Annotated in this window: 20 protein-coding genes, 1 other RNA gene and 1 pseudogene; 6 read left to right on the top strand and 16 right to left on the bottom strand. The window is 68.4% G+C overall.

Annotated features, from left to right (window positions below; all coding sequences use genetic code 11):
* Positions 1–3 precede the first annotated feature (3 nt).
* From ABOZ73_RS14650 to miaA, 7 genes and pseudogenes are all read right to left on the bottom strand, one after another.
* Positions 4–474 carry a PaaI family thioesterase gene (locus ABOZ73_RS14650; protein WP_369058879.1) on the bottom strand — a complete coding sequence of 157 codons (471 nt, stop codon included), beginning with the start codon at positions 472–474 and terminating at the stop codon, positions 4–6.
* The gene (locus tag ABOZ73_RS14655; protein WP_369058880.1) at positions 471–947 is read right to left on the bottom strand and encodes an SspB family protein; all 477 of its coding nucleotides are present in this window, start codon (positions 945–947) and stop codon (positions 471–473) included. Before ABOZ73_RS14655 ends, ABOZ73_RS14650 begins: the two co-directional genes overlap by 4 nt.
* 123 nt (positions 948–1,070) lie before the next feature.
* Positions 1,071–1,435, bottom strand: a transfer-messenger RNA (tmRNA) gene (ssrA, locus tag ABOZ73_RS14660).
* The gene (locus ABOZ73_RS14665; protein WP_369058881.1) at positions 1,435–2,178 is read right to left on the bottom strand and encodes a hypothetical protein; all 744 of its coding nucleotides are present in this window, start codon (positions 2,176–2,178) and stop codon (positions 1,435–1,437) included. The genes ssrA and ABOZ73_RS14665 overlap by 1 nt, the downstream gene beginning before the upstream one ends.
* Positions 2,179–2,193: 15 nt before the next feature.
* A complete protein-coding gene (gene ilvN, locus ABOZ73_RS14670; protein ID WP_369058882.1) occupies positions 2,194–2,745 on the bottom strand; it encodes an acetolactate synthase small subunit in 552 nt (183 codons plus the stop codon).
* Positions 2,746–2,753: 8 nt separating this feature from the next.
* On the bottom strand, positions 2,754–4,562 hold the full coding sequence (locus ABOZ73_RS14675; RefSeq protein ID WP_369058883.1) for an acetolactate synthase 3 large subunit: 1,809 nt from the start codon (positions 4,560–4,562) through the stop codon (positions 2,754–2,756).
* Positions 4,563–4,765: 203 nt separating this feature from the next.
* A pseudogene (gene miaA / locus ABOZ73_RS14680) lies at positions 4,766–5,678 on the bottom strand (tRNA (adenosine(37)-N6)-dimethylallyltransferase MiaA).
* A 65-nt stretch (positions 5,679–5,743) separates the two neighbouring features.
* Between miaA and ABOZ73_RS14685 the strand changes: the two are divergent.
* Genes ABOZ73_RS14685 through ABOZ73_RS14695 form a run of 3 tightly spaced genes read left to right on the top strand, consistent with a single transcriptional unit; the run spans position 5,744 to position 7,765 of the window.
* Positions 5,744–6,190, top strand: a complete 447-nt coding sequence (locus ABOZ73_RS14685) for a hypothetical protein (protein ID WP_369058884.1) — start codon at positions 5,744–5,746, stop codon at positions 6,188–6,190.
* Between the two features lie 40 nt (positions 6,191–6,230).
* Positions 6,231–7,100 (top strand): phosphoserine phosphatase SerB, encoded by an 870-nt coding sequence (serB, locus tag ABOZ73_RS14690; protein WP_369058885.1) that lies wholly within the window; start codon positions 6,231–6,233, stop codon positions 7,098–7,100.
* A complete protein-coding gene (locus tag ABOZ73_RS14695) occupies positions 7,100–7,765 on the top strand; it encodes an HAD family hydrolase (RefSeq protein WP_369058886.1) in 666 nt (221 codons plus the stop codon). The genes serB and ABOZ73_RS14695 overlap by 1 nt, the downstream gene beginning before the upstream one ends.
* Here ABOZ73_RS14695 and ABOZ73_RS14700 read toward each other — a convergent pair.
* The 3 genes from ABOZ73_RS14700 to hflK all read right to left on the bottom strand — a co-directional run bounded on the left by ABOZ73_RS14700 (position 7,762) and on the right by hflK (position 11,376).
* A complete protein-coding gene (locus ABOZ73_RS14700) occupies positions 7,762–9,324 on the bottom strand; it encodes a serine hydrolase domain-containing protein (RefSeq protein WP_369058887.1) in 1,563 nt (520 codons plus the stop codon). The genes ABOZ73_RS14695 and ABOZ73_RS14700 overlap by 4 nt on opposite strands.
* Positions 9,325–9,388: 64 nt before the next feature.
* Positions 9,389–10,231 (bottom strand): protease modulator HflC, encoded by an 843-nt coding sequence (hflC, locus tag ABOZ73_RS14705; protein WP_369058888.1) that lies wholly within the window; start codon positions 10,229–10,231, stop codon positions 9,389–9,391.
* The gene (gene hflK / locus ABOZ73_RS14710) at positions 10,228–11,376 is read right to left on the bottom strand and encodes an FtsH protease activity modulator HflK (RefSeq protein WP_369058889.1); all 1,149 of its coding nucleotides are present in this window, start codon (positions 11,374–11,376) and stop codon (positions 10,228–10,230) included. Before hflK ends, hflC begins: the two co-directional genes overlap by 4 nt.
* Positions 11,377–11,497: 121 nt before the next feature.
* On the opposite strand from hflK, the gene ABOZ73_RS14715 reads away from it, so the two are divergent.
* Entirely contained in the window at positions 11,498–12,613 is a 1,116-nt protein-coding gene (locus tag ABOZ73_RS14715; protein ID WP_369058890.1) for an Mrp/NBP35 family ATP-binding protein, read from the top strand.
* Here ABOZ73_RS14715 and ABOZ73_RS14720 read toward each other — a convergent pair.
* From ABOZ73_RS14720 to ABOZ73_RS14740, 5 genes are all read right to left on the bottom strand, one after another.
* Entirely contained in the window at positions 12,610–13,914 is a 1,305-nt protein-coding gene (locus ABOZ73_RS14720; protein WP_369058891.1) for an OmpP1/FadL family transporter, read from the bottom strand. The two genes, ABOZ73_RS14715 and ABOZ73_RS14720, sit on opposite strands and share 4 nt — an antisense overlap.
* Before the next feature lie 181 nt (positions 13,915–14,095).
* A complete protein-coding gene (locus ABOZ73_RS14725; protein WP_369058892.1) occupies positions 14,096–15,001 on the bottom strand; it encodes an SDR family NAD(P)-dependent oxidoreductase in 906 nt (301 codons plus the stop codon).
* A 138-nt stretch (positions 15,002–15,139) separates the two neighbouring features.
* Entirely contained in the window at positions 15,140–16,135 is a 996-nt protein-coding gene (locus tag ABOZ73_RS14730) for an HlyD family secretion protein (RefSeq protein ID WP_369058893.1), read from the bottom strand.
* Between the two features lie 4 nt (positions 16,136–16,139).
* Positions 16,140–16,943: an ABC transporter ATP-binding protein gene (locus ABOZ73_RS14735; protein ID WP_369058894.1), complete on the bottom strand. Its 804-nt coding sequence runs from the start codon at positions 16,941–16,943 to the stop codon at positions 16,140–16,142.
* Positions 16,940–18,079 (bottom strand): ABC transporter permease, encoded by a 1,140-nt coding sequence (locus tag ABOZ73_RS14740; protein WP_369058895.1) that lies wholly within the window; start codon positions 18,077–18,079, stop codon positions 16,940–16,942. The genes ABOZ73_RS14735 and ABOZ73_RS14740 overlap by 4 nt, the downstream gene beginning before the upstream one ends.
* A 217-nt stretch (positions 18,080–18,296) precedes the next feature.
* Between ABOZ73_RS14740 and ABOZ73_RS14745 the strand changes: the two genes are divergently transcribed.
* Together ABOZ73_RS14745 and ABOZ73_RS14750 are read left to right on the top strand one after the other, a co-directional pair.
* Positions 18,297–19,577: a NupC/NupG family nucleoside CNT transporter gene (locus tag ABOZ73_RS14745; protein ID WP_369058896.1), complete on the top strand. Its 1,281-nt coding sequence runs from the start codon at positions 18,297–18,299 to the stop codon at positions 19,575–19,577.
* A gap of 56 nt (positions 19,578–19,633) precedes the next feature.
* Positions 19,634–20,251: a glutathione S-transferase family protein gene (locus tag ABOZ73_RS14750; RefSeq protein WP_369058897.1), complete on the top strand. Its 618-nt coding sequence runs from the start codon at positions 19,634–19,636 to the stop codon at positions 20,249–20,251.
* On the opposite strand, the gene wrbA is transcribed toward ABOZ73_RS14750, so the two are convergent.
* Positions 20,248–20,847 (bottom strand): NAD(P)H:quinone oxidoreductase, encoded by a 600-nt coding sequence (wrbA, locus tag ABOZ73_RS14755; RefSeq protein WP_369058898.1) that lies wholly within the window; start codon positions 20,845–20,847, stop codon positions 20,248–20,250. The two genes, ABOZ73_RS14750 and wrbA, sit on opposite strands and share 4 nt — an antisense overlap.
* Positions 20,848–20,858: the final 11 nt, after the last annotated feature.

The raw sequence follows: 20,858 nt of genomic DNA on the forward strand, positions 1-20,858 counted from the left end.
GAGCTACTTCCTGAACTTGGAGAAGGGGGTGGGCATGGCCGTCCCGGTCGCCTTGGCCACCAGCCGGCCCTCGGCGTCGAACAGCTCGCCCTCGGTGAAGGCGATGGTCTTGCCCCATTTGACCACCCGGCCGATCCCGCGCAGCTGGCCCGGCATGGCGGGGCGCAGGAAGCTGGTCTTCATCTCAAGGGTGGGGGCGACGCAGGTCATGCCCGAGGTGACCAGGCAGGCCACCGACATGCACTCGTCCAGCATCACGCAGACGTAGCCGCCCTGGACCTGCCCCATGGGATTGGATAGCAGATCGGCGCGTGCGTCGAAGGTCACCTCGACCTCGCGGTCGGCCTGGCTGACCCGGACAAGCTTGAAGCCGACCGTCCGCGAGCCCGAAGGCTGGTTGGTCGAGCGCTCGAACCGCTCGAGGATCGCCTCGTCGGTCAGGCTTTCAGGCGTATCCGAGGCGACGTCGCTCACTTCTTTCGGAACTGGTCCAGGGAGACGACCTTGGGGCCGTCGTCATCGCCGCCGGCGCGGGGCGGCGGGGCAGGATCGGGCGACGGCTCGTCGGCGACGTCCTCGACCTCGAACTGCAGGACGAACTGCACGCTGGGATCATAGAAGCGGGTCACCGCCGCATAAGGGATGACCAGGTTCTTGGGCTGGCCGCCGAACTTCAGCGTCACCGAGAACTGCTCGGGCGTGACGTCCAGGTCCCAGTACTGATGCTGCAGGACGATGGTCATCTCGTCCGGGTACTTGCCGAGCAGGTCGGCCGGGCCTTCGACGCCGGGAGCCCGGCTCTTGAAGGTGATGTAGAAGTGGTGATTGCCCGGCAGGCCGCTGGGATGGGCGGCGCGCTCCATGGCGCTGCGGATGACGCCACGAAGCGCTTCCTGGGCCATGGCCTCATAATGCATGAGGTCTTCGGGCGGCTTTTCCTGGGCCATTCTCAAATCACGAACAGAAGTTGAAAGCAGCGGCGAAACTAGCGCGTCGGCAAGGTCGCGCAAGGCCGCTTTCACAAAAGCGGCGAGCGAGCGGCAAGTTTCCGGAATCGTGGGGAAAAGATGAGTGGGGAGGTTCTGTTGGCAGGCCCTCCCCGAGCCCCGCCTAAGGATCTGAACCCCTAGGACTTTAAGGTCGAAATCAACCTAGCGCTTACGCAGCCAGGCGGACTTCTTCAGCGAAGTTATCGTTCGCATTTAGAAAATGGCCCGATGCGGCGGAACCATACCGAGAGAAGGCAGACACTTTTACACGTCTGTCGATGCTGATCGGCCCCGCATCAATCCGGCGATAACTCCGGAAGGTTTTGGTGGAGCCGCCGGGAATCGCACCCGGGTCCAGTCCGCTTATTACGTGCGCGTTTATCTCCATAGTCCGGGCGAACCCGGACCCTTCCAATATAGGACGCGCCGCCGAGAATTGCACCCCCTACGGAACTTTGAAGCCCTCCAGTCGCCCGCCAGCGGCGATATGCGCCTCGTAGGCGCGGCGATCCGCTTCAAGGTCCACCCCTCGCGGGAGCAGCACGTCTATGCGTGGATCGCGGCCACGGACCGCCGCGAGCAGGGGAGTCAGGATGCCGACGATCTGGCCGATCTCAGCCCCGTCGCAGGCGCGTCGCAGGTGGCGCGAGCGCTCATGGGTCAGCAGGGTGACGTCCCACGAAACACCATCGAGGCAAAGGCTGGCGATCGAACCCTTGCCGTCCAGGACCGCGACGCGTGAGGGCGTATCCCAAGTGGGGAGCGTGGCGAGCTCCCGGAACGGTTCGGAGGAGGGAAGTCTGGCGTTGATGTCCACCCGCCGTGCGATCTCCGGCGCGCAGCACCCCAGGCCGGCGCGCGCCTGAATAAAGGCCTTTCCGTCGCGGCGAACGGTGATGCGGGCCACCACCTGTCTTACGCGCAGAGCCGGTCGCCGCCAGAATTCGATGATGACCTCGCCCGGCTCGAGAATCTGGTTCTCGAGCGGCTGCAGGCCCCAAAGGCGATAGAGCAGCGGATCTACGCCGTTCTGGACCGTGGGTAGGTTTTCTCCACCCTCCAGCCGCCGGCCGGCAAGGGGCTCAAGTTCGGGAGCGGGGCGCTGGATCTTGGCGTCCCACCAATCGTTCGGATTCGGCGCGGCCTGAGCCTGGAGCGCAAGCGCGAGGGCGGCTGCGATCAGGCTCATGGCGCGCTCCTGGGCCTACATCCCCTCGGCGCCGCGCTCGATGGAGAGGACGCCTGTGCGGGACAGCTCCACAAGGCCGAGGGGGCGCATGAGTTCCACGAAGCTGTCGATCTTGGTCGGGGCGCCGGTCAGTTCGAAGACGAAGGACTTGGCGGTGGTGTCGATCACCTTGGCGCGGAAGATGTCGGAGACGCGCAGCGCCTCGACCCGCTCCGGCCCGACGCCGCGCACCTTGACCAGAGCGAGCTCGCGTTCGACGCCGTTGGGGTCGCGGGTCACGTCATGGACGCGGCGCACGGCGACGACCTTCTTCAGCTGCTGCTCGATCTGCTCGATCACATGGCGCGTGCCGCGGGTCACCACGGTGATCCGGCTGGTGTGCGCCTTGCGGTCCGTCTCGGCGACGGTGAGGCTTTCGATGTTGTAGCCCCGGGCGGCGAACAGGCCGACCACGCGATGCAGCACCCCCGGCTCGTTATCGACGAGCAGGGCGAAGGTCGCGGTGTATTCGGACGCGTCGCTGGTCACGAGGTCATAGGCGGAGGCGGGCGTAAGGTCGCTGGGCATGACGCCTCTTAAACCAGACGTCGGCCGGCTTCGTCGATCACCTTGGTGATGTCGAGGTCGGCGTCGTCGGGCAGGATCATTTCGTTGTGCGCCTTGCCCGAGGGGATCATGGGCAGGCAGTTCTCGTGCTTCTCGACGCGGCAATCGACGATCACCGGGCCGGGGGTGTCGATCATGCGCTGGATGGCGGCGTCCAGTTCGGCCGGATCGTCGACCCGGATGCCGGTCGCGCCATAGGCCTCCGCCAGCTTCACGAAATCGGGCAGGCTGTCGGAATAGGAGTGGCTGTAGCGCTCGCCGTGCAGCAGTTGCTGCCACTGGCGGACCATGCCCATCCATTCGTTGTTCAGGACGAAGATCTTCACCGGCGTGCCGTACTGGATCGCCGTCGACATCTCCTGGATGCACATCTGGATCGAGGCTTCGCCCGCGATGTCGATGACCAGGTCGTCGGGGAAGGCCATCTGCACGCCGATGGCGGCGGGCAGGCCATAGCCCATGGTCCCGGCGCCGCCGGAGGTCATCCAGCGGTTCGGCTCCTGGAAGCGGAAGTACTGGGCGGCCCACATCTGGTGCTGGCCGACCTCGGTGGTGATGCGGACGTTGCGGCCCTTGGTCAGCTCGTACAGGCGCTCGACGGCCTGCTGCGGCTTGATGGTGGTCTCGGACGCGCGGTAGCGCAGGCACTGGCGGGCGCGCCAGCCGTCGATCTGGCGCCACCAGTCGTCCAGCGGGCCGCGATTGGCCTCATAGCCGCCGGCCTTCCAAGCGGCGATCATGTCCTGCAGCACCGCGCCGCAGTCGCCGATGACCGGGATATCGACGCGGACGTTCTTGTTGATCGAGGACGGGTCGATATCGATGTGGATCTTCTTGGAGCCCGGCGAGAAGGCGTCCAGCCGCCCGGTGACCCGGTCGTCGAAGCGCGCGCCGACGCAGACCATGACATCGCAGTCGTGCATGGCGTTGTTGGACTCGAACGTGCCATGCATGCCGACCATGCCCAGCCAGGCCGGGTCGGACGCCGGGAACGCGCCCAGGCCCATCAGGGTCGAGGTGACCGGCGCGCCGGTGATGGCCGCGAACTCGCGCAGCAGGGCGCTGGCCTCGGGGCCGGAATTGATGACGCCGCCGCCGGTATAGAGGATCGGGCGGCGGGCGCCGGCGATCATGCGGACGGCTTCGGCGATGCGGCCGGCGTCGGCGCGGACGCGCGGCTCATAGCCGTGGACGGGCTCGACCTCGTCGGGGCCGTAATAGTCGGCGCGCGCGAACTGGACGTCCTTGGGGATGTCGATCAGCACCGGCCCCGGCCGGCCCGTGGTGGCGATGGTGAAGGCCTCGTGGATCACGCGCGGCAGCTCGGCCGCGTTCTTGACCAGATAGTTGTGCTTGGTGATCGAGCGCGTGATGCCGACGGTGTCGGCTTCCTGGAAGGCGTCGGTGCCGATCAGGTGCGTCGGGACCTGGCCGGTGATGACCACCATCGGGATGGAGTCCATCAGGGCGTCCAAGATGCCGGTGACCGCGTTGGTCGCGCCGGGGCCCGAGGTGACCAGGCAGACGCCCGGCTTGCCCGACGAGCGGGCATAGCCCTCGGCGGCGTGGGTCGCGCCCTGTTCGTGGCGGACCAGGACGTGCTGCAGGCGCGATTCATGGAACAGCGCGTCGTAGATCGGCAGGACAGCGCCGCCCGGATAGCCGAACAGTGTCGTCACCCCCTGATCGACCAGGGCGCGGACCACGATCTCGGCGCCGGTCATGGAGCGGTCGGTCGGGGCGGCCGGTTTGGCGGCTTGCAGGGTCTGGGCGGTCATCGGGGCGGTCCGGGTAAAACTTAAGTTGGGGGATTGGAAAAAGAAAAAGGCCCCGAAGGGCCCTGGTGCGCGCGACCTAACTCCGCCGCGACCTTTTGAGGGGTCACGCCGACGTCGGTCGCCTTGTAAGTACGATCTTCAGGTCGCGCACGAGTTGTTGCTCCAAATCCACGACCGAGAAATGCCATGCCCTTTAATGGGCGTCAAGCGCCCATGCGCGCAATAAACTGCCCCCATTGGTCGTTTTGTATGACGGCCTCGATGCGCGTCCAGTCGGGGGTCTGGTTGCGGAACCAGGTCAACTGCCGCTTGGCGTATCGCCGGGTCTCCATGCGCGCGGCGGCCAGGGCGTCGGAGAGGGAAATTTCTCCCCGCACATGGGCGGCGAGCTCGCGATAGCCGAACGCCTTGAGGGCCGGCAGCGCAGGATCCAGCCCCCGGGCCTCCATGGCGCGCACTTCATCCAGGGCGCCGTCGTCCAGCATCTTGCCCAGCCGCAGGTCGCAGCGGTCGTAGAGCGCCTCGCGATCCGGCTCCAGCACCACGCCCCGCCAGGCGTCAGCGAGGATGGGAGGGGCGGTGTCGGCTTGCCAGGCGGACAGGGCGCGGCCGGTGACGGTCGCCACGGCGTAGGCGCGGACCAGCCGCTGGCGATCGCCCGAACTCGATGCGGGCCTCGGCCTGCGGGTCGAGGGGGCGCAGGGCTTCGCGGAAGGCGGCCTCGCCCACCGCGTCGAACCGCGCGCCGGCCTCGTCGCGGGCGGCGGCCGGCACGGGGGGCACATCGGCAAGGCCCTGGGTCAGGGCGCGCAAATAGAGGCCGGTGCCGCCGACGACCACGGTCGGACGTCCACGGGCCTTGATCCCGTCCAGCGCCTCCAGCGCCGCCTCCAGCCACCGGCCGACGGACCAGGCCTGGGCGGCGTCCACGACCCCGAAGAGGTGATGCGGCGCCTGGGCGGTCTCCTGCGGCGGCGGACCGGCGGTCAGAACGCGCAGGCCGTCATAGATTTGCATGGAGTCGGCGTTGACGATCTCCGCGCCGGTCTCCGCCGCCAGCTTCAGGGCCAGGGCGGACTTGCCGCTTGCGGTCGGGCCGGCGATGAGTGTGATCATTCGGGTCGTAAATCCCGGGCGGTGACGCCGCCGCCCGTGAAGCTCCAGAGGTTCAGATAAAGATCATGTCGCGTATCGCCGCCGTCGCCGCAACGCTCCTGCTCGCTTCCACCGCGCCGGCCCTCGCGGCGCCGGCGACCACCATCGCCCAACCGGCCCCCGCGAGCGCGGCGGCGGCCGTGGCGGGAACGACCGACAAGGCGGGCTGCGGCGTGCTGCTGATGGTGTTCAACGAGATCGCGACCCGCCATCCGCAGATCCTGGGCCGCACTTCAAGCGCCGAGATGGGACAGGCCTTCTTCCGCATGGCGGCGCATGGCGGCAAGACCCTGTTCGACCAGGCCATGGCCGAGGGCGCGGCGGAGGGCAAGACGCCGTCGGCCGTCTATCAGGCCGGGGTCGCCAGCATGATGACCGCCTTCAGCGGCGTGCGTCCGGGCGGCGAGGAGTTCAAGCAGCGGGGCATGGCGCTGACCAGCCGTTGCCTGCAGATGGCCGCACCCGCCGACTGACCGCTTGACGCGGCCCCCAAGGTCCAATAGCCGCCGCGTCATGCTCAGCCTCACCATCGTCAGCTCCGATCCCTCCGCGCTCGCGGCGGGTCTCGACGTCTTGCGCGGCGTCGCCCGCACGGACCAGGCCGCGAAGCTGGGGGCGCAGGCCTTCGACCTGACGGCCGACGGCGACCGCGCCGAGGTTCGCGCCGCCGCCGAGGCGGCCCTGGCCAGCCTGCCGGTGGATGTCTGCGTCCAGCCGACCGAAGGGCGCCGCAAGCGCCTGCTGGTGGCGGACATGGACTCGACCATCATCGGCTGCGAGTGCATCGATGAGCTGGCCGACTATGCCGGCGTGAAGGCCGAGATCGCTGAGATCACCGAGCGCGCCATGCGCGGCGAGCTGGCCTTTGAGGGCGCTCTGCGCGAGCGGGTCGGCCGGCTGAAGGGTCTGAATCGTGCGGCGCTGCAGACCTGCTACGACGAGCGGGTGCGGCTGAACCCCGGCGCCGAGGTGCTGGTCAAGACCATGGCCGCCCACGGCGCGCGCTGCGTGCTGGTGTCCGGCGGCTTCACCTTCTTCACCAGTCGGGTGGCCGTCGCCGCCGGCTTCCACGACAACCGGGCCAACACCCTGCTGGAAGAGGGCGACGCCCTGTCCGGTCTGGTGGGCGAGCCGATCCTGGGACGCGAGGCCAAGCTGGCCGCTCTCCAGGAGGAAGCCGCCGCCCTCGGTCTGACCCCGGAAGCCGCCCTCGCCATCGGCGACGGGGCAAACGATCTGGCCATGATCGAGGCCGCGGGTCTAGGCGTCGCCTATCGCGCCAAGCCGGTGGTCGCCGCCCAGGCCGACGCCCGCGTGGACCACGCCGACCTGACCGCCATGCTCTACTTCCAGGGCTACCGCGCCGAGGAGTTCGCCGCCTGATGCCCTTCCCCCGCCGCATCGAAGCCGTCGTGTTCGACATGGACGGCCTGCTGGTCGACACCGAGACGGTCTATGCCGCCGGCATGGAGACAATCGGCCGGGAGTTTGGCGTCGATCTCGGGCGAGAGGTTTATTGCTCGATGATCGGCCACACCCACGCGGTGTGCACCGAAATCCTGATCGACCGGTACGGCAAGAGCTTCGCCACCGACGCCTTCTGGGCGCGGGCCTGGAGCGAGATCGAGGAGATGCTTCAGGTGCAGCTGCAGCTGAAGGCCGGGGTGATCGAGCTGCTCGACCACCTGGATCACCTGAACCTGCCCCGCGCCATCGCCACCTCCAACGGGCCGACCCAGGTCGAGCGCTATCTTGGCCGCCTGGGCGTGCGTGACCGCTTCCACGCCGCGGTGACCGGGCCGGAAGTCACCAACAAGAAGCCGCACCCGGAGCCGTACCTGACCGCCGCCGCCCGGCTGGGCGTCGACCCGCTGCACTGCCTGGCGTTGGAGGATTCCCACGCCGGGGTCACCGCAGCGCACGGGGCGGGGATGATGACCGTGATGGTGCCCGACCTGCTGGACGCCAGCGAGGACGCACGCTCCAAGTGCATCCACATCGCCGACAGCCTGCACCACGTGCTCGACCTGCTGAAGCGCGCCGCCTAGTCGAGGCGTTCGGCGCGCAGGCGCCAGACGCGGCGCTGGCTCAGTTCCAGCCCGTCGATGCGGCCGGATCCGTTTCGCCTGAAGGCCAGCCCGCCCAGTTCCTGCCCGACGAAGTAATCCCCGCCGACCGCCTCCAGAGGCATGGGCGCCATGCGCGGCCAGGCGATCGTCAGGTGTCCGTCCTGGATGGCCACCTCGTAGGTGGTCGCCAGCTCGTCGCTGCGATAGCGCCCGACATAGGGCTTCAGGTCCATGGGCGCGGCGGCGGTCACCTTCTCGTAGATCCGCGCGGGCAGGGGGTCATAGAGGACGTGCAGGCGCGGGGGCTGATCGCCGCCCTGCGGATCGAACCGCCAGCGCTCGGCGGGCACATCGAGGCGTCCGCCGCGCCATTCCAGGCGCATCACCATGCCGGTCTCGGGGCTGCGCCAGGCGCCGGCCAGGTCTTGCCGCCCGACATCGGCCGCCGTCGCCGCGGCGTTCGGAGCGGTGCTCGGCACGGTCAGGTCGGCGGCGCCGCGCGCCAGATATAGGTCGCGGGCGTCGGCGTGATTGCACAGGACGGCCACAGCCAGGTCTTCGCCCGAGAAGGCCAGGGTCTGGGCGCGGAAGCCGCCGTCCAGGCCGTCGTGGCCGACGGTCCGGCGACCGCCGTACTCGCCGATATAGAGGCCGCCGCCATAGCCGATGGGCGTCCCGTCCGTCAGGCGGCCGGAGGTGCGCATCCAGTCCACGGTCGCCTTGCGGTCGGCCGGCGGATTGAGGAGGAACCGCTGCCAGACCAGCAGGTCCTTCACCGTCGTCAGCAGGTTGCTGGCGCCATAGACCTCCAGCGGCGGCTGGGCGCCTTCCCATTGCGCGCCGGTCCAGCGATAGGCGTGGGCGCGGGCGGGAACGACGACGTCCTGGTCCTCGTAAAAGCGCGTCGATGTCATGCCCAGCGGGGTGAAGATCCGCGCCTGGGCGAAGGCGTCGAGCGGCTGGCCGGAGGCCTTGCGGACGATCTCGGCCAGCAGGGTGTAGCCGCTGTTGTTGTAGAGGTCCTGGGCGCCGGGGCGGAAGTTCAGGCCCTTCTGCCGGGCGATGACCGACAGGGCGTCCTGCCGCGTGACGCGATCCTGCGCGCGCCAGCCTGACAGGTGCAGCAACGCCCCCTGATCGCGCAGGCCGCTGGTGTGGTGGACCAGGTCGCGCACCCGGATCGGATCGCCATAGCGGGGCATGTTCGGCAGGTATTTGCGGATGTCGTCGTCGAGACGAAGCTTGCCCTCCGCCGCCAGCAGGCCGACCGCGTAGGCGGTGAACTGCTTGGCGATCGAGGCGGCGTGAAACACCGTGTCGGTGGAGATGGCCGACGCCTGTTCCAGGTCCGCCGCACCATAGGCGGCGAAATGCTCGACGCCATGGTTGGAGACGCCGATCGCGCAGCCGGGCGCCTGCCGGCCGGCTTGCGGGACCAAGGATTGGAGAAGCGGCTGGGCCTGGGCCGCTACGGCGGCTCCAAGGCTGATGGCCAGGCCCAGAAGGGCGGGCCGCAGGTGACGGCGAGTACTCTGCATCGGCGCCCCTGGTCGTGCGGCGCATCCCGCCGCCGGGCTCTAGGCCAGGCGGCGGGACGACGGGTTACTGGGCGCTAGGCCCGCGCTCGAAGTACTTGAAGAAGGCGCTGTCGGGCGACAGGACCAGGGTCGCGTCGCCGTTGGCCAGCGACGCCTCATAGGCCTGCATCGAGCGGTAGAAGGCCGCGAAGCTGGCGTCCCGGCCGAAGCTGGAAGCGAACAGTTGGGCGCGGCGGGCGTCGCCCTCACCGCGGATCTTTTCGGATTCCTCGGTGGCGGTGGCGATGATCTCGCGCTTCTGCTGCTCGCCGACGGCGCGGATCTGGGCCGCCTCCTGCTGGCGGGCGGTCTGCATGCGCTCATAGACCGCCTTCTGGTTGGCTTCCGGCAGGTCGGCGCGCTTGATGCGGACATCGACCACTTCCAGGCCCAGCTTCGAGGCGGCGGCGCGGCGGATGACGATGTCGCGGGTCACGCGGGTCAGCTCCGGACGACGGCGCGAGATCACGTCTTCCGACGTGGCCGAGCCCAGGGTCTGGCGCAGGGTGGCGTTGACCAGGCGTTCCAGCCGGTCGGCGGCCACGCGTTCGTCCCGCAGGGTGCGGTAGAACTGCAGCGGATCGTTGATGCGGTAGCGGATGTAGGCGTCCACCACCAGGCGCTCCTGGTCGGCGGTGATGACCTCGCCTTGCTCGGCGTCCAGCGACAGGTTGCGCTTGTCGAACATGACGACGTTCTCGAGGAACGGAGCTTTCAGCTTCAGGCCCGGCGTGGTGACCACGCGGACCGGCTCGCCGAAGCGGATGACAAGGGCCTGCTGGCGCTGGTCGATCTGGAAGATGCTGTTGCCCAGCACGATCAGGGCGACCACGACGACGGCGGTGACGGCGAAGAGATTGCGGTTCATTGGCCGCTCCTCGCGGTCGGCGCCGGCGGCGCGCTGGCCTTGGGACGGAAGACGTCAGGCGGCAGGACCACCGGGCCGCTGCCCTTGGTGTCCAGGATCACCTTGTTGGAATTGGCCAGCACGCGCTGCATCGTCTCGATGTAGAGACGCTCGCGCGTCACGCCCGGCGCCAGGCGGTACTGTTCGTACACCTGGTTGAAGCGGGCGGCCTCACCGGCGGCTTCACGCACGACCTGCTCGCGATAGCCGATGGCGGCCTGGACGACCTTGGCGGCTTCACCACGGGCGACATTGGCGGCGGACTCGGCGTTCTGGCCGGCGGCGGCCACGTCGCGGAAGGCGTCGATGACGTCGGTCGGCGGGTTGGCGTTGCGGATCTGCACGCCGTCGATGAACACCCCGGCGTCATAGCGGTCGAGGACCGACTGCATCAGCTGGGCGACCTGTTCCTGGACCTGGCCGCGCGCGGTGGTCAGGACGGGCTGCAGGGGCGTGCGGCCGACGACCTCGCGCATGGCGCTTTCGGCCACGGCTTTGACCGTGGCGTCCGGGTCGCGGACGTTGAACAGGTACTTGGACGCGTCGTTGACGCGCCACTGAACCGAGAAGTCCAGGTCGATGATGTTCTCATCGCCGGTCAGCATCAGGCTTTCTTCCGGCACGTCGGCGCCGTCCATGCCGCCCACGTCGATGCGGTTCAGGGTCGTGACCGACACCTTCTCCACCGCTTCGACCGGCCAGGGCAGGTGATAGCCCGCGCCCGAACCGGTGGTGCGCGAATAGGCGCCGAAGGTGGTGACCACCGCCTGCTCGTCCGGCTGGACGAAATAGACGCCGGTGGCCAGGTACAGGGCCGCGGCGCCGGCGATCACCGTGCCGACCGCGCGGGGGCGGACATTGCCTTGGCCGTCGGTGAAGAACTCCCGCAGGCGGGCGTTCAGCCGATCGAGCGTGTCATTCAGGTCCGGCCCGGGCGAGGGCGGCTTGCGCGGGCCGCGAGGGCCGCCGCCGCGTCCGCCGGAGGGGCGCTGGGCCTTGTCCTCGCGGGCGTCCTTGCCGTCTTCAGGCGGGGGCGAGCCCCAGGGACCTGGCTTGCCGGAACCGGAATTTCCGGATCCCGAACTCGAATTGTCGTTCCAAGGCATAAGGTCGCGTCGTCTCTTTCGTTAATCGGCGCGGCCGCTGGCGAGCCCGCGGACGGGCTTGTAAACCGGCGCTGTCCTGCGGATATGAGACCCCCAACGCCGCAAAGCAAGCTGATCAGGTATGGATCACTCTCAAACCACCACTCGCGATACAGCGTTCGCCGCGCTGAACGGGATCCTGGATCCCAAGACGGGCCGCGGCCTGGCTGACGCCGGGCGGGTGCAGGGACTGGTGGTCCGCGACGGCCGGGCGGGCTTTGTGCTGGAGGTCGCCGCCGCCGACGCCGCCGCCTATGCGCCTGTGCGCGAGGCGGCCGAGGCGCTGCTCGCCGGCCTGCCGGGGGTGGAGAAGGCGCAGGTCGTCCTGACCGCCGCCGCCAGCGGCGAGACCGAACGGGTGCGCAAGGGCGCGGCCCGCGTCGCCGCCGATCCGCAGGCCCAGGCCGCCCCGCCGCCGTCCGCCGAGAAACCCGCCCATGTGCGCCACGTGATCGCCGTGGCCAGCGGCAAGGGCGGGGTGGGCAAGTCCACCGTGTCGGTGAACCTGGCCTGCGCGTTCGCCAAGCTGGGGCTGCGCACCGGCCTGCTGGACGCCGACGTCTATGGCCCGTCCGCCCCGACCATGATGGGCGTCGACGGCGAGCCGGTGTTCGTCGACAAGAAGCTGCAGCCGCTGCAGGCCCACGGGGTGAAGCTGATGTCCATCGGCTTCATGGTCGATCCGGGCCAGGCGATGATCTGGCGCGGGCCCATGGCCTCGTCCGCCGTGCGGCAGATGATCCAGGACGTGGCCTGGGGCTCGGAGGATGAGCCTCTCGATGTGCTGGTGGTCGATCTGCCGCCGGGCACGGGCGACATCCAGCTGACCCTGATCCAGAAACTGTCGATCGACGGGGTGGTGATCGTCTCGACCCCGCAGGAGATCGCCCTGATCGACGCGCGCCGCGCCGCCGAGATGTTCCGCAAGACGGCGACCCCGATCCTGGGCGTGGTCGAGAACATGGCCTTCTTCGCCGATCCGTCCACCGGCGCCCCGATCCCCATCTTCGGAACCGGCGGCGGCCAGGCCGAGGCCGACCGTCTGGGCGTGCCGCTGCTGGGACAGATCCCGATCGAGATCGCCTTGCGCGAAGCCGGCGACGTCGGGGTCCCGCTGACGGCGGGTGATCACGAAAGCGCCGCCGCCAGGGTGTTCCTGACGGCGGCGCAAACCTTGGCGAAGTCGCTGGAGGCTTAGAACGTCCAGCGCATGCCGGCGGCCATGATCACGCCGCTGCCCTCGGCCTTGCCGCGCAGGGCGACAGGGGTGGCCAGCGGGGTGCCGCCGAAGATCACGTCGTCACGGACGATCTCGGCTTCGTCGAACGCGATGTAGGCGCCGGCGACGTCCAGGGCCAGGTTGGGCTTCAGGTTGATGGTCGCGCCCGCGCCGTACAGCCAGCGGTCGCCGTCCGGCACGCGGGCGGTGCGCCCGATGTCCGGGGTCGGGGTCGGGTCGTACTGCACGCCGGCGCGGACGGTCAGCTTCTCGTTGACCGCATAGTCGAAGCCGACGCCGCCGCTGGTGACGTCCTTGTAGTTCTGGTCGGACTCAAAGCCGCCGCCGGCGTAGCTGACGCGGATGGCGTCGAACTCGCCCCAGCCGATGCGCTGGGCCTGGGCGTTCAGGGTCAGCTTGTCGGTCACCGCCCAGCGGGCGCCGAGGGTGGCGATCCAAGGGGTGGTGATCTTGGCCTTGCCGGCCACGTCCATGTTGGCGGCCGCGGCCGGGGCCAGCAGGCCGCTGACGACCACCGAGCCGTCCAGGGTGTGCTTCACTTCCGAACGGTAGGAAGCGCCGATGGTCAGGGTGTTGGTCGGGTGCAACTGCACACCGGCGTTCCAGCCGAAGTCCCAGCCGTCGCCGGTCAGCTCCGAGCGGCCGTCGGGCTGCAGGGGCGATACGTTCGGATAGGCCGAGGTCAGGGTCGCGTCGGCGTAGATGGCGTTGACGCCCACGCCAACGTCCAGCCAGTCGGTGACGCGATAGGCGGCCGTGCCCTGGATGTTGGCGGTCATCAGGCGCGACTTCAGCGCATCGTAGCGGGTGAAGCTGTCGCCCGAATAGGCGGTGGTGAAGTTGTACGGCGCGTAGGTCGACACGCCCACGGCCAGACGGTCGGTGACGCGGAAGGCGCCCGACAGGTTCGGCACGATGCCGCCCTTGATCGGGTCATAGGCGCGCTGGTCGCCGCCGACGGGCAGGACCGGCACGCCCGGCGCGACGCGGTCGATGGTCGAGCCGGTGTTCGACACTTCGGAGTCGACCATGACCAGGCTCATGCCGCCATAGACTTCGTTGTTCTGGATGCCGGCGATGGCGGCCGGGTTCCACCATAGGCTGGCGGCGCCGCGGTCGGCGACTTCGCCCGAATAGGCGCGGCCGGTGCCGCGCACCGATTGTTCCTGCAGATAGAAGCCCGCGGCCGAAGCCTGGCTGGCGGCGACGAGGGCCGCGCTGGCGACGCCGAGCGCGAGGATAAGCTTGGGGGAGGACATCGTAAGAGAACCTTGAAACGGCCGTGGGGGAGACGGCGGGGACGGGCCTCTAACGTATGTTGGTGCGCACTGTTGCGTTTGAAAGAAACGCTCCGTCGAGTGACCAACGGAGCGTTGCCTAAACGTCACAAATGCGTTGGAGTCAAAAACCCTCGATCGTCAAGGTCGAGGTTCTTTGTGCTCAGCCGCCGGCCATCTTGCGGAAGAATTTCTGGCCTTGTTCGCCGCCGGCGAAATAGGCTTTCTGTCCGGCGTCGTCGCTGATCTGGCCCCAGTTGTCGCGGACTTCCTCGGCCGACAGACCGCCTTCGCCCAGATAGACGCCCTCGGTCTCATAGATGCGCGACAGGGCGAAGGCGCCCGCGCCGGCGGCCAGGATGGCGCCGGTGGGCGCTTCGTCCGACGCCAGGTAAACCACGCCTGGCGTCACGTATTCCGGCTTCAGCTTCTCCAGCACCTCCGGCGGCATCAGGCCCTCGGTCATGCGGGTGGCGGCCACAGGGCTGATGGCGTTGACGTGTACGCCGTTCTTCTGGCCCTCGAGCTTGATGGTGTTCATGAAGCCGACGATGGCCAGCTTGGCCGCGCCGTAGTTGGACTGGCCGAAGTTGCCATAGAGGCCCGACGAAGACGTGGTGACCACGATGCGCCCGTAGTTCTGGGCCTTCATGATCTCCCACACGGCCTTCACCGGCTTGACCGTGCCCATCAGGTGGACGTTCAGCACGAACTCGAAGTCGGGCATGTCCATCTTGGAGAAGGACTTGTCGCGCAGCACCCCGGCGTTGGCGATCAGGATGTCGATGCGGCCCCACTGGTCCATGGCCTGCTTGACCATCAGGGCGACGCCGGCGTCGTCGGTCACCGACGAGCCGTTGGCGATGGCTTCGCCGCCGAACGCCTTGATCTCCTCGACCACCTTGTTGGCCGCGTCGGAGGAGCCGCCCGAGCCGTCCATCGAGCCGCCCAGGTCATTGACCACCACCTTGGCGCCGCGGCGCGCCAGCTCCAGCGCGTGCTGACGGCCCAGACCGCCGCCGGCCCCCGTCACGATCGCCACCTTGCCGTCGAAGCGGATGTCCGCCATGCCCGTCGCTCCTCTCAAACACTTGTTTTGTGCAGGGGTTGTGCGGCGCGGCGCAAACGCCGTCAAGCCGGTCGCGGGCAAAGAAAAACGCCGCCTGGCGGACCAGGCGGCGTTCGAGCTTCTCGTTAGGCGGAGCGTCTAGCTCTTCTTTTGATCTTCCGCCGGAGCGGCGGCGGGGTGCTTGGCGCCCGCGACCTTGCCCGGCTTCATGAACTTCACCAGCACGCGCTGGCCGATCAGGAACGGCGCGCCGTCGGCGGTGACCACCGTCTCCACCACGCGCTCGTCGGTGCGCTCGGACGGATCGTCCGACTGCAGCTTGCGGGCTCCGAACATGGCCGAGCGGCGGATCACCTTGCCGGTGAAGACCTTGCTCGGATCCGACTCCATGCTGATCTCGACCGGCTGGCCGACATAGACGCCGGTCACCGAGGCTTCGGCGATCTCCGCGCGGATGATGCGTGGGGCCTTGGGCTCCAGGTCGAACATCGGCGTGACGTTCAGGGTCGAGGCGCCGGCGCCGGGGTTGGCGTAGCGGCGGACGATGACGCCGTCCGCGGGGGCGCGGATGTTGGTCATCTCAAGGGCGAACTCGGCTTCGCGCAGCGCCGCTTCCGAGGCGCCGATGTTGGCGCGCTGGGCCGACAGGCTGGCCTCGGCCGACGCGATGGCGTCGCGGGCGGTGTCGAGGCGCTGGCCGGCGACGAAGTTGGAGGCCGACAGGTTCTGCAGGCGCTGATGCTCGCGGCGGGCGGTGCGCAGCTGCACGTCCAGCAGGGCGATCTGGGCGCGGACCTGGGCGACCTGGGCGCGGGCGCGGTTCACGGCCAGGACGGAGTTGTCGTCCTGCTGGCGAGCCAGGATCTGGCCCTTGGAGACGCGCTCGCCTTCTTGGACCAGGACTTCGCTGACGATGCCCTGGCGGCGGGCGGCCACCTGGATGATGCCGCCCTCGACGTCCGCCTTGCCGTTGGCGATGGCGGCGTAGGGGCTTTCCGGAGCCTGCTTGGCTTCGGCGGCGGCCTTTTCCTTCTTGGCGTTGGCGTTGGCCATCATGAAGGCGCCGCCCCCGCCCACGAGAACCACGGCGGCGGTGACAAGCCAGAACGAACGGCGACGGAAGAACGCGGGCATGGTCTTAGGCTCCGATGAGGGATGCGCCGTGGCCGGATTTCGGCGCGTCGGCGGAAGAGGGGCGGCTGTCGCTCAGGATCAGGCCGTCCTCGATGTGGATGACGCGGTCGGCGAAGGCTTCCAGGCGCGGGTCGTGCGTGACGCAGATGACCGCGGCTCCGTGATCCTTGGCCGCCCGTTGCAGCAGCTTGGTGACGATCTGGCCGTTCTCGCCGTCGAGGGCGGAGGTCGGTTCATCGGCGAACAGCAGGCGGGGACGCTTGGCCAGGGCGCGGGCGATGGCCACCCGCTGCTTCTCGCCGCCCGACAGTTCGGACGGGCGCTGGTTCAGGCGATGACCCAGGCCCACCTCGGTCAGGGCTTCCTTGGCGCGAGCATGGGCCTCGCCCGGCTCGATGCCCTGGTACTTCAGTACCGTGGTCACCTGCTGCAGGGCCGACAGGGCCGAGAACAGGTTGAAGCCCTGGAAGATGAAGCCGCAGTTGTCGAGGCGGAACTTGTCCAGCTTGCCGGGGGTGAGGCCCTTGGCGGCGCCGGAGGTCGGACCGTCGCGTTCCTCGACCCACTTCTCGGCCGGGCCCCACATGTTGACGCCCAGGGCCTCGACCTTGCCGCCGTCGGGCTTCAGCAGGCCCGACAGGTTGGCCACCAGGGTGGACTTGCCCGAGCCCGACGGGCCCATGACCATGGTCACCTCCCCCAGCAGCGCGTCGAAATTGACGCCCTTGAGGACCTCGATGTGGGTGCGGCCGGTCTTGAACCGCTTGCGCAGTCCCGTGGCCTTGATCGCGTAGTTGGAAGCGCTCATCGCAGCAGGTCCGCAGGTTGGCTTTTCTTGAGGATGCCGAGCGCCATCAGGCCGGACAGCATCGAGATGGTGACCAGGAAGATCCCGACCATGGTGACGATGCCCAGCGGGAAGGCCATCGGCAGGCCGCCGGCGCTGGCCAGCAGGGCGATGCCCGCGGTCATCAGGCCGGTCGCGCCCAGGCCGGCGACGCCGACCCAGAACGACAGCTCCAGCACGATGAGGCGCAGAGACCCCATGCCGACCCCGAGGGCGCGCAGCGAGGCGAATTCCTTGATGTTGGCCAAGATCGCGCCGCGCAGGGTCTGCGAGGTGATGCCCACCCCGATCAGCATCCCCACGAAGAGCGAGAAGACCAGCATGATGCCGATGATCTGTTCCTTCAGCAGGGCGCCCTGGTTGGCTTCCGACAGCTCGGCGCGGGTCCAGGCGCGGTAGGCGCCGCCGCTGGTCGCGTTGAGCTGGTCACGGACGGCCACGGCCTGGGCCGGGTCCTTGATACGGACGATCAGGGCCCCCGTTCGGTCGGCGCGGCCGTTCATGCCCAGCTTGCGCAGGGTGTCGCGGGACATGAACACCATGGGGGCGTTCATGTTCGGATAGTTGTCGAGCACGGCCACGACGCGGACGGTCTTGCCGTTCAGCGAGCCCTTGTCGCCCAGCTTCACGCCCAGACGGGCCAGGGCGGTCTTGTCCACCGCCACGCCATAGGGCTCCAGCAGGGCGACGCGCAGGTCCTCGTTGAAATCGACCGGCAGGGTGACGGCGTTGGGCCAGGTGTCGACCGCGTAGGCCTGGGCGAATTCGCGCTTGCGCTTCTTTCCCGGTCCGGGGTCGTTCTGCCACATGCCGCCATTGACCATCACCTCGCCCACGTCGACGACGGCGGGGTTGGTGTAAAGGGCCGGCTTGACGCGGGCGGGCAGGCCCGCGCCGCCGTTCATCAGGCTCTCGGCCTTGGGGCCCAGCACCATGATGTCGCCGCGGGCGCGGTCGATGTTGGCGGTGAACGCCTTGCCCATGCCCATGAACATCCCGACCTGAGCCAGGATGAGCAGGCCCGAGAAGGCCAGCGCGATGATGGCCGCCAGATAGCGCCGCCATTCGTAAATCAAAGTCGCAAGGGCCAGGGACATGGGCCGGCTCAACTCCCCCAAAGATTGCACCCAGCAATGTCCGCGAGGGGCCTTGGAACCAAGTTAAATCGGGGTAAGGCAGGGCTTGTCCGCCTTACAAATTGGTCATGCAAATCTTGCTTGCGACATGCGCGCCCTTGCATTGCGGGCCTCGGGCGGTGTCAAAAGGCCTGCGCGGCGCCAAGGGGGCGGCCGCCCAAGGGCCGGTTTCCCATCCATGTTTCGTCCTGAGAACGCCCAGAGCCTTGTCGGCGTGGCCCTTACCCTCGGCATCTGCTGGGCGCTGTCGGAAGACAAGAAGCGCTTTCCCTGGCGCCTGGCGCTGGGCGCGATCGCTCTGCAGGCCGGCCTGGTCGCCCTGATCTTCGGCCTGCCTGCCGCCCGCGCGGTGATCCATGGGATCAACGGCGCGGTGGACGGCCTGGCGGCGGCGACCGCCACCGGGACCCAGTTCGTCTTCGGCTACATGGCCGGCGGCGCTCAGCCCTATTCGGTCGAGAACCCCAACGCCCTGTTCGTCTTCGCCTTCCAGGTGCTGCCCGTGATCTTGGTGATCTCGGCCCTGTCGGCGCTGCTGTGGCACTGGCGGGTGCTGAAGTGGATCATCCGGGGCTTCGGCTTTGTGTTCGAGAAGACCATGGGCATGGGCGGCGCCTCAGCGACGGCGACGGCTTCCAACATCTTCCTGGGCATGGTCGAGACGCCGATCATCATCCGCGGCTATCTCGACAAGCTGTCGCGCTCGGAACTCTTCATGATGATGGTGGTCGGTCTGGCCACCGTCGCCGGCTCGACCATGGTGGCCTACGCCACGGTGCTGAAGGCCGTGCTCCCCAACGCCGCCGCCCACGTCCTGGCCGCCTCGGTGGTGTCGGCCCCGGCCGGCGTGCTGCTGGCCCGCATCATGATCCCGGAAAAGCCGAACGTCGGCGGCGTGTCGGTCGACTACACCAGCCTGCTGAAATACGACTCCGCCGTCGACGCCATCTCCAAGGGCGTGTCGGACGGCCTGATGGTCGTGCTGAACATCTCCGGCGTGCTGATCGTCTATGTGGCCTTCGTCGCCATCGCCAACAGCCTGCTCGGCTGGGCGCTGCCGGACATGTTCGGCGGACCGGTGACCATCGAGCGCGTCCTCAGCGTCGTCTTCGCGCCCCTGGCCTGGGCCTTGGGCATCCATTGGGAAGAGGCGTTCAAGGCCGGCTACCTGCTGGGCGTGAAGCTGATGCTCACCGAGTTCATCGCCTTCATCCAGCTGGGCGCGATCCCGGCGGCCGAGATGAGCGAGCGCACCCGCACCATCTTGACCTACGCCCTGTGCGGCTTCGCCAATGTGGGCTCGGTCGGCATCACGGTGTCGGGCATGGGCGTGCTGATGCCGGAGCGTCGCGGCGAGGTGATCAGCCTGGTGTGGAAAGCCTTGGTGGCCGGCTTCCTGGCGACCTGCCTGACCGCCGCCGTCGTCGGCGTCATGCCCAACGAGCTGTTTTCGATCTAGAGGCTTTGCGTCCCCCGCGTCACCCGTGGAAGGGTGGCGTCCGGAGGACAAGAACAATGAAGCTCTACGACAGCCGCCGCGCGCCCAATCCGCGCCGGGTCCGCTGGTTCATGGCGGAAAAGGGGATCGAGGACATCCAGATCGTCGATGTCGACCTGTTCAAGGGCGAGCATCGGTCCCCCGACTATCTGGCCCGCGCCGGCATCGCCAACGTCCCCGCGCTGGAGGTCGATGACGACCTGACCATCACCGAGTTGGTGGCGATCTGCCGTTACCTGGAGCACCTCTATCCCGAGCCCAACATGTTCGGCCGCGATCCGCGCGAGACCGCGGTCATCGAGATGTGGTCGCGGCGGGTCGAGCTGATGGTGGCCATGCCGCTGATGATGGCGGTGCGTCACGCGCACCCGGCGCTGGCGGCGCTGGAAAAGCAGGCGCCCGAGGTGGCGCAAGTCAATCGCGTCTGGGCCGAGCGCTCGATGAAGATGCTGAACCGTCAACTGTCCAACAGCGCGTTCATCGCCGGGGAGCGGGTGACCATGGCCGACATCCTGGCCGCGACCAGCATCGACTTCGCCCGCATGGTGCAGTTCAAGCCGGGCGAGGAGTTCGAGCACGTCCACCGCTGGCTGGGCGTGATGATGGCCCGGCCAGCGGCGACGGCTGGGGTTTAGCCGAACAGCTTGGCGGCGGTCTCGGCCACCAGGCGGCCCTGGAAGCGGGCGCCGTCCAGCTCGTTGGCGCTGGGCTGGCGCGAGCCGTCGCCGCCCGCGATGGTGGTCGCGCCGTACGGCGAGCCGCCGGTGACTTCGTCCAGCTTCATCTGACCCTGGAAGCTGTAGGGCAGCCCGACCACGACCAGGCCGAAGTGCAGCATGTTGGTGATCATCGACATCAGGGTCGTTTCCTGGCCGCCATGCTGGGTGGCGGTCGAGGTGAAGGCCGAGCCGACCTTGCCGTTCAGCGCGCCACGGGCCCACAGGCCGCCGGCCTGATCCAGGAAGTTCGACATCTGCGAGGCCATGCGGCCAAAGCGGGTGCCCACGCCGATGACGATGGCGTCGTATTCGGCCAGGTCATCGATCTTGGCCACCGGGGCCTTCTGGTCGAGCTTGTAGTGGGCGTTCTTGGCGACCTCCTCGGGGACCAGTTCGGGCACGCGCTTGATGTCGACCGTCGCGCCGGCCGAGCGCGCGCCCTCGGCGACGGCTTGGGCCATCTGCTCGATATGGCCATAGGCGGAGTAGTAGAGAACGAGAACCTTGGGCATGGGGAGATGCT

Origin of the sequence: Caulobacter sp. 73W (genome assembly GCF_041021955.1) — a bacterium.
Taxonomy (GTDB): domain Bacteria; phylum Pseudomonadota; class Alphaproteobacteria; order Caulobacterales; family Caulobacteraceae; genus Caulobacter.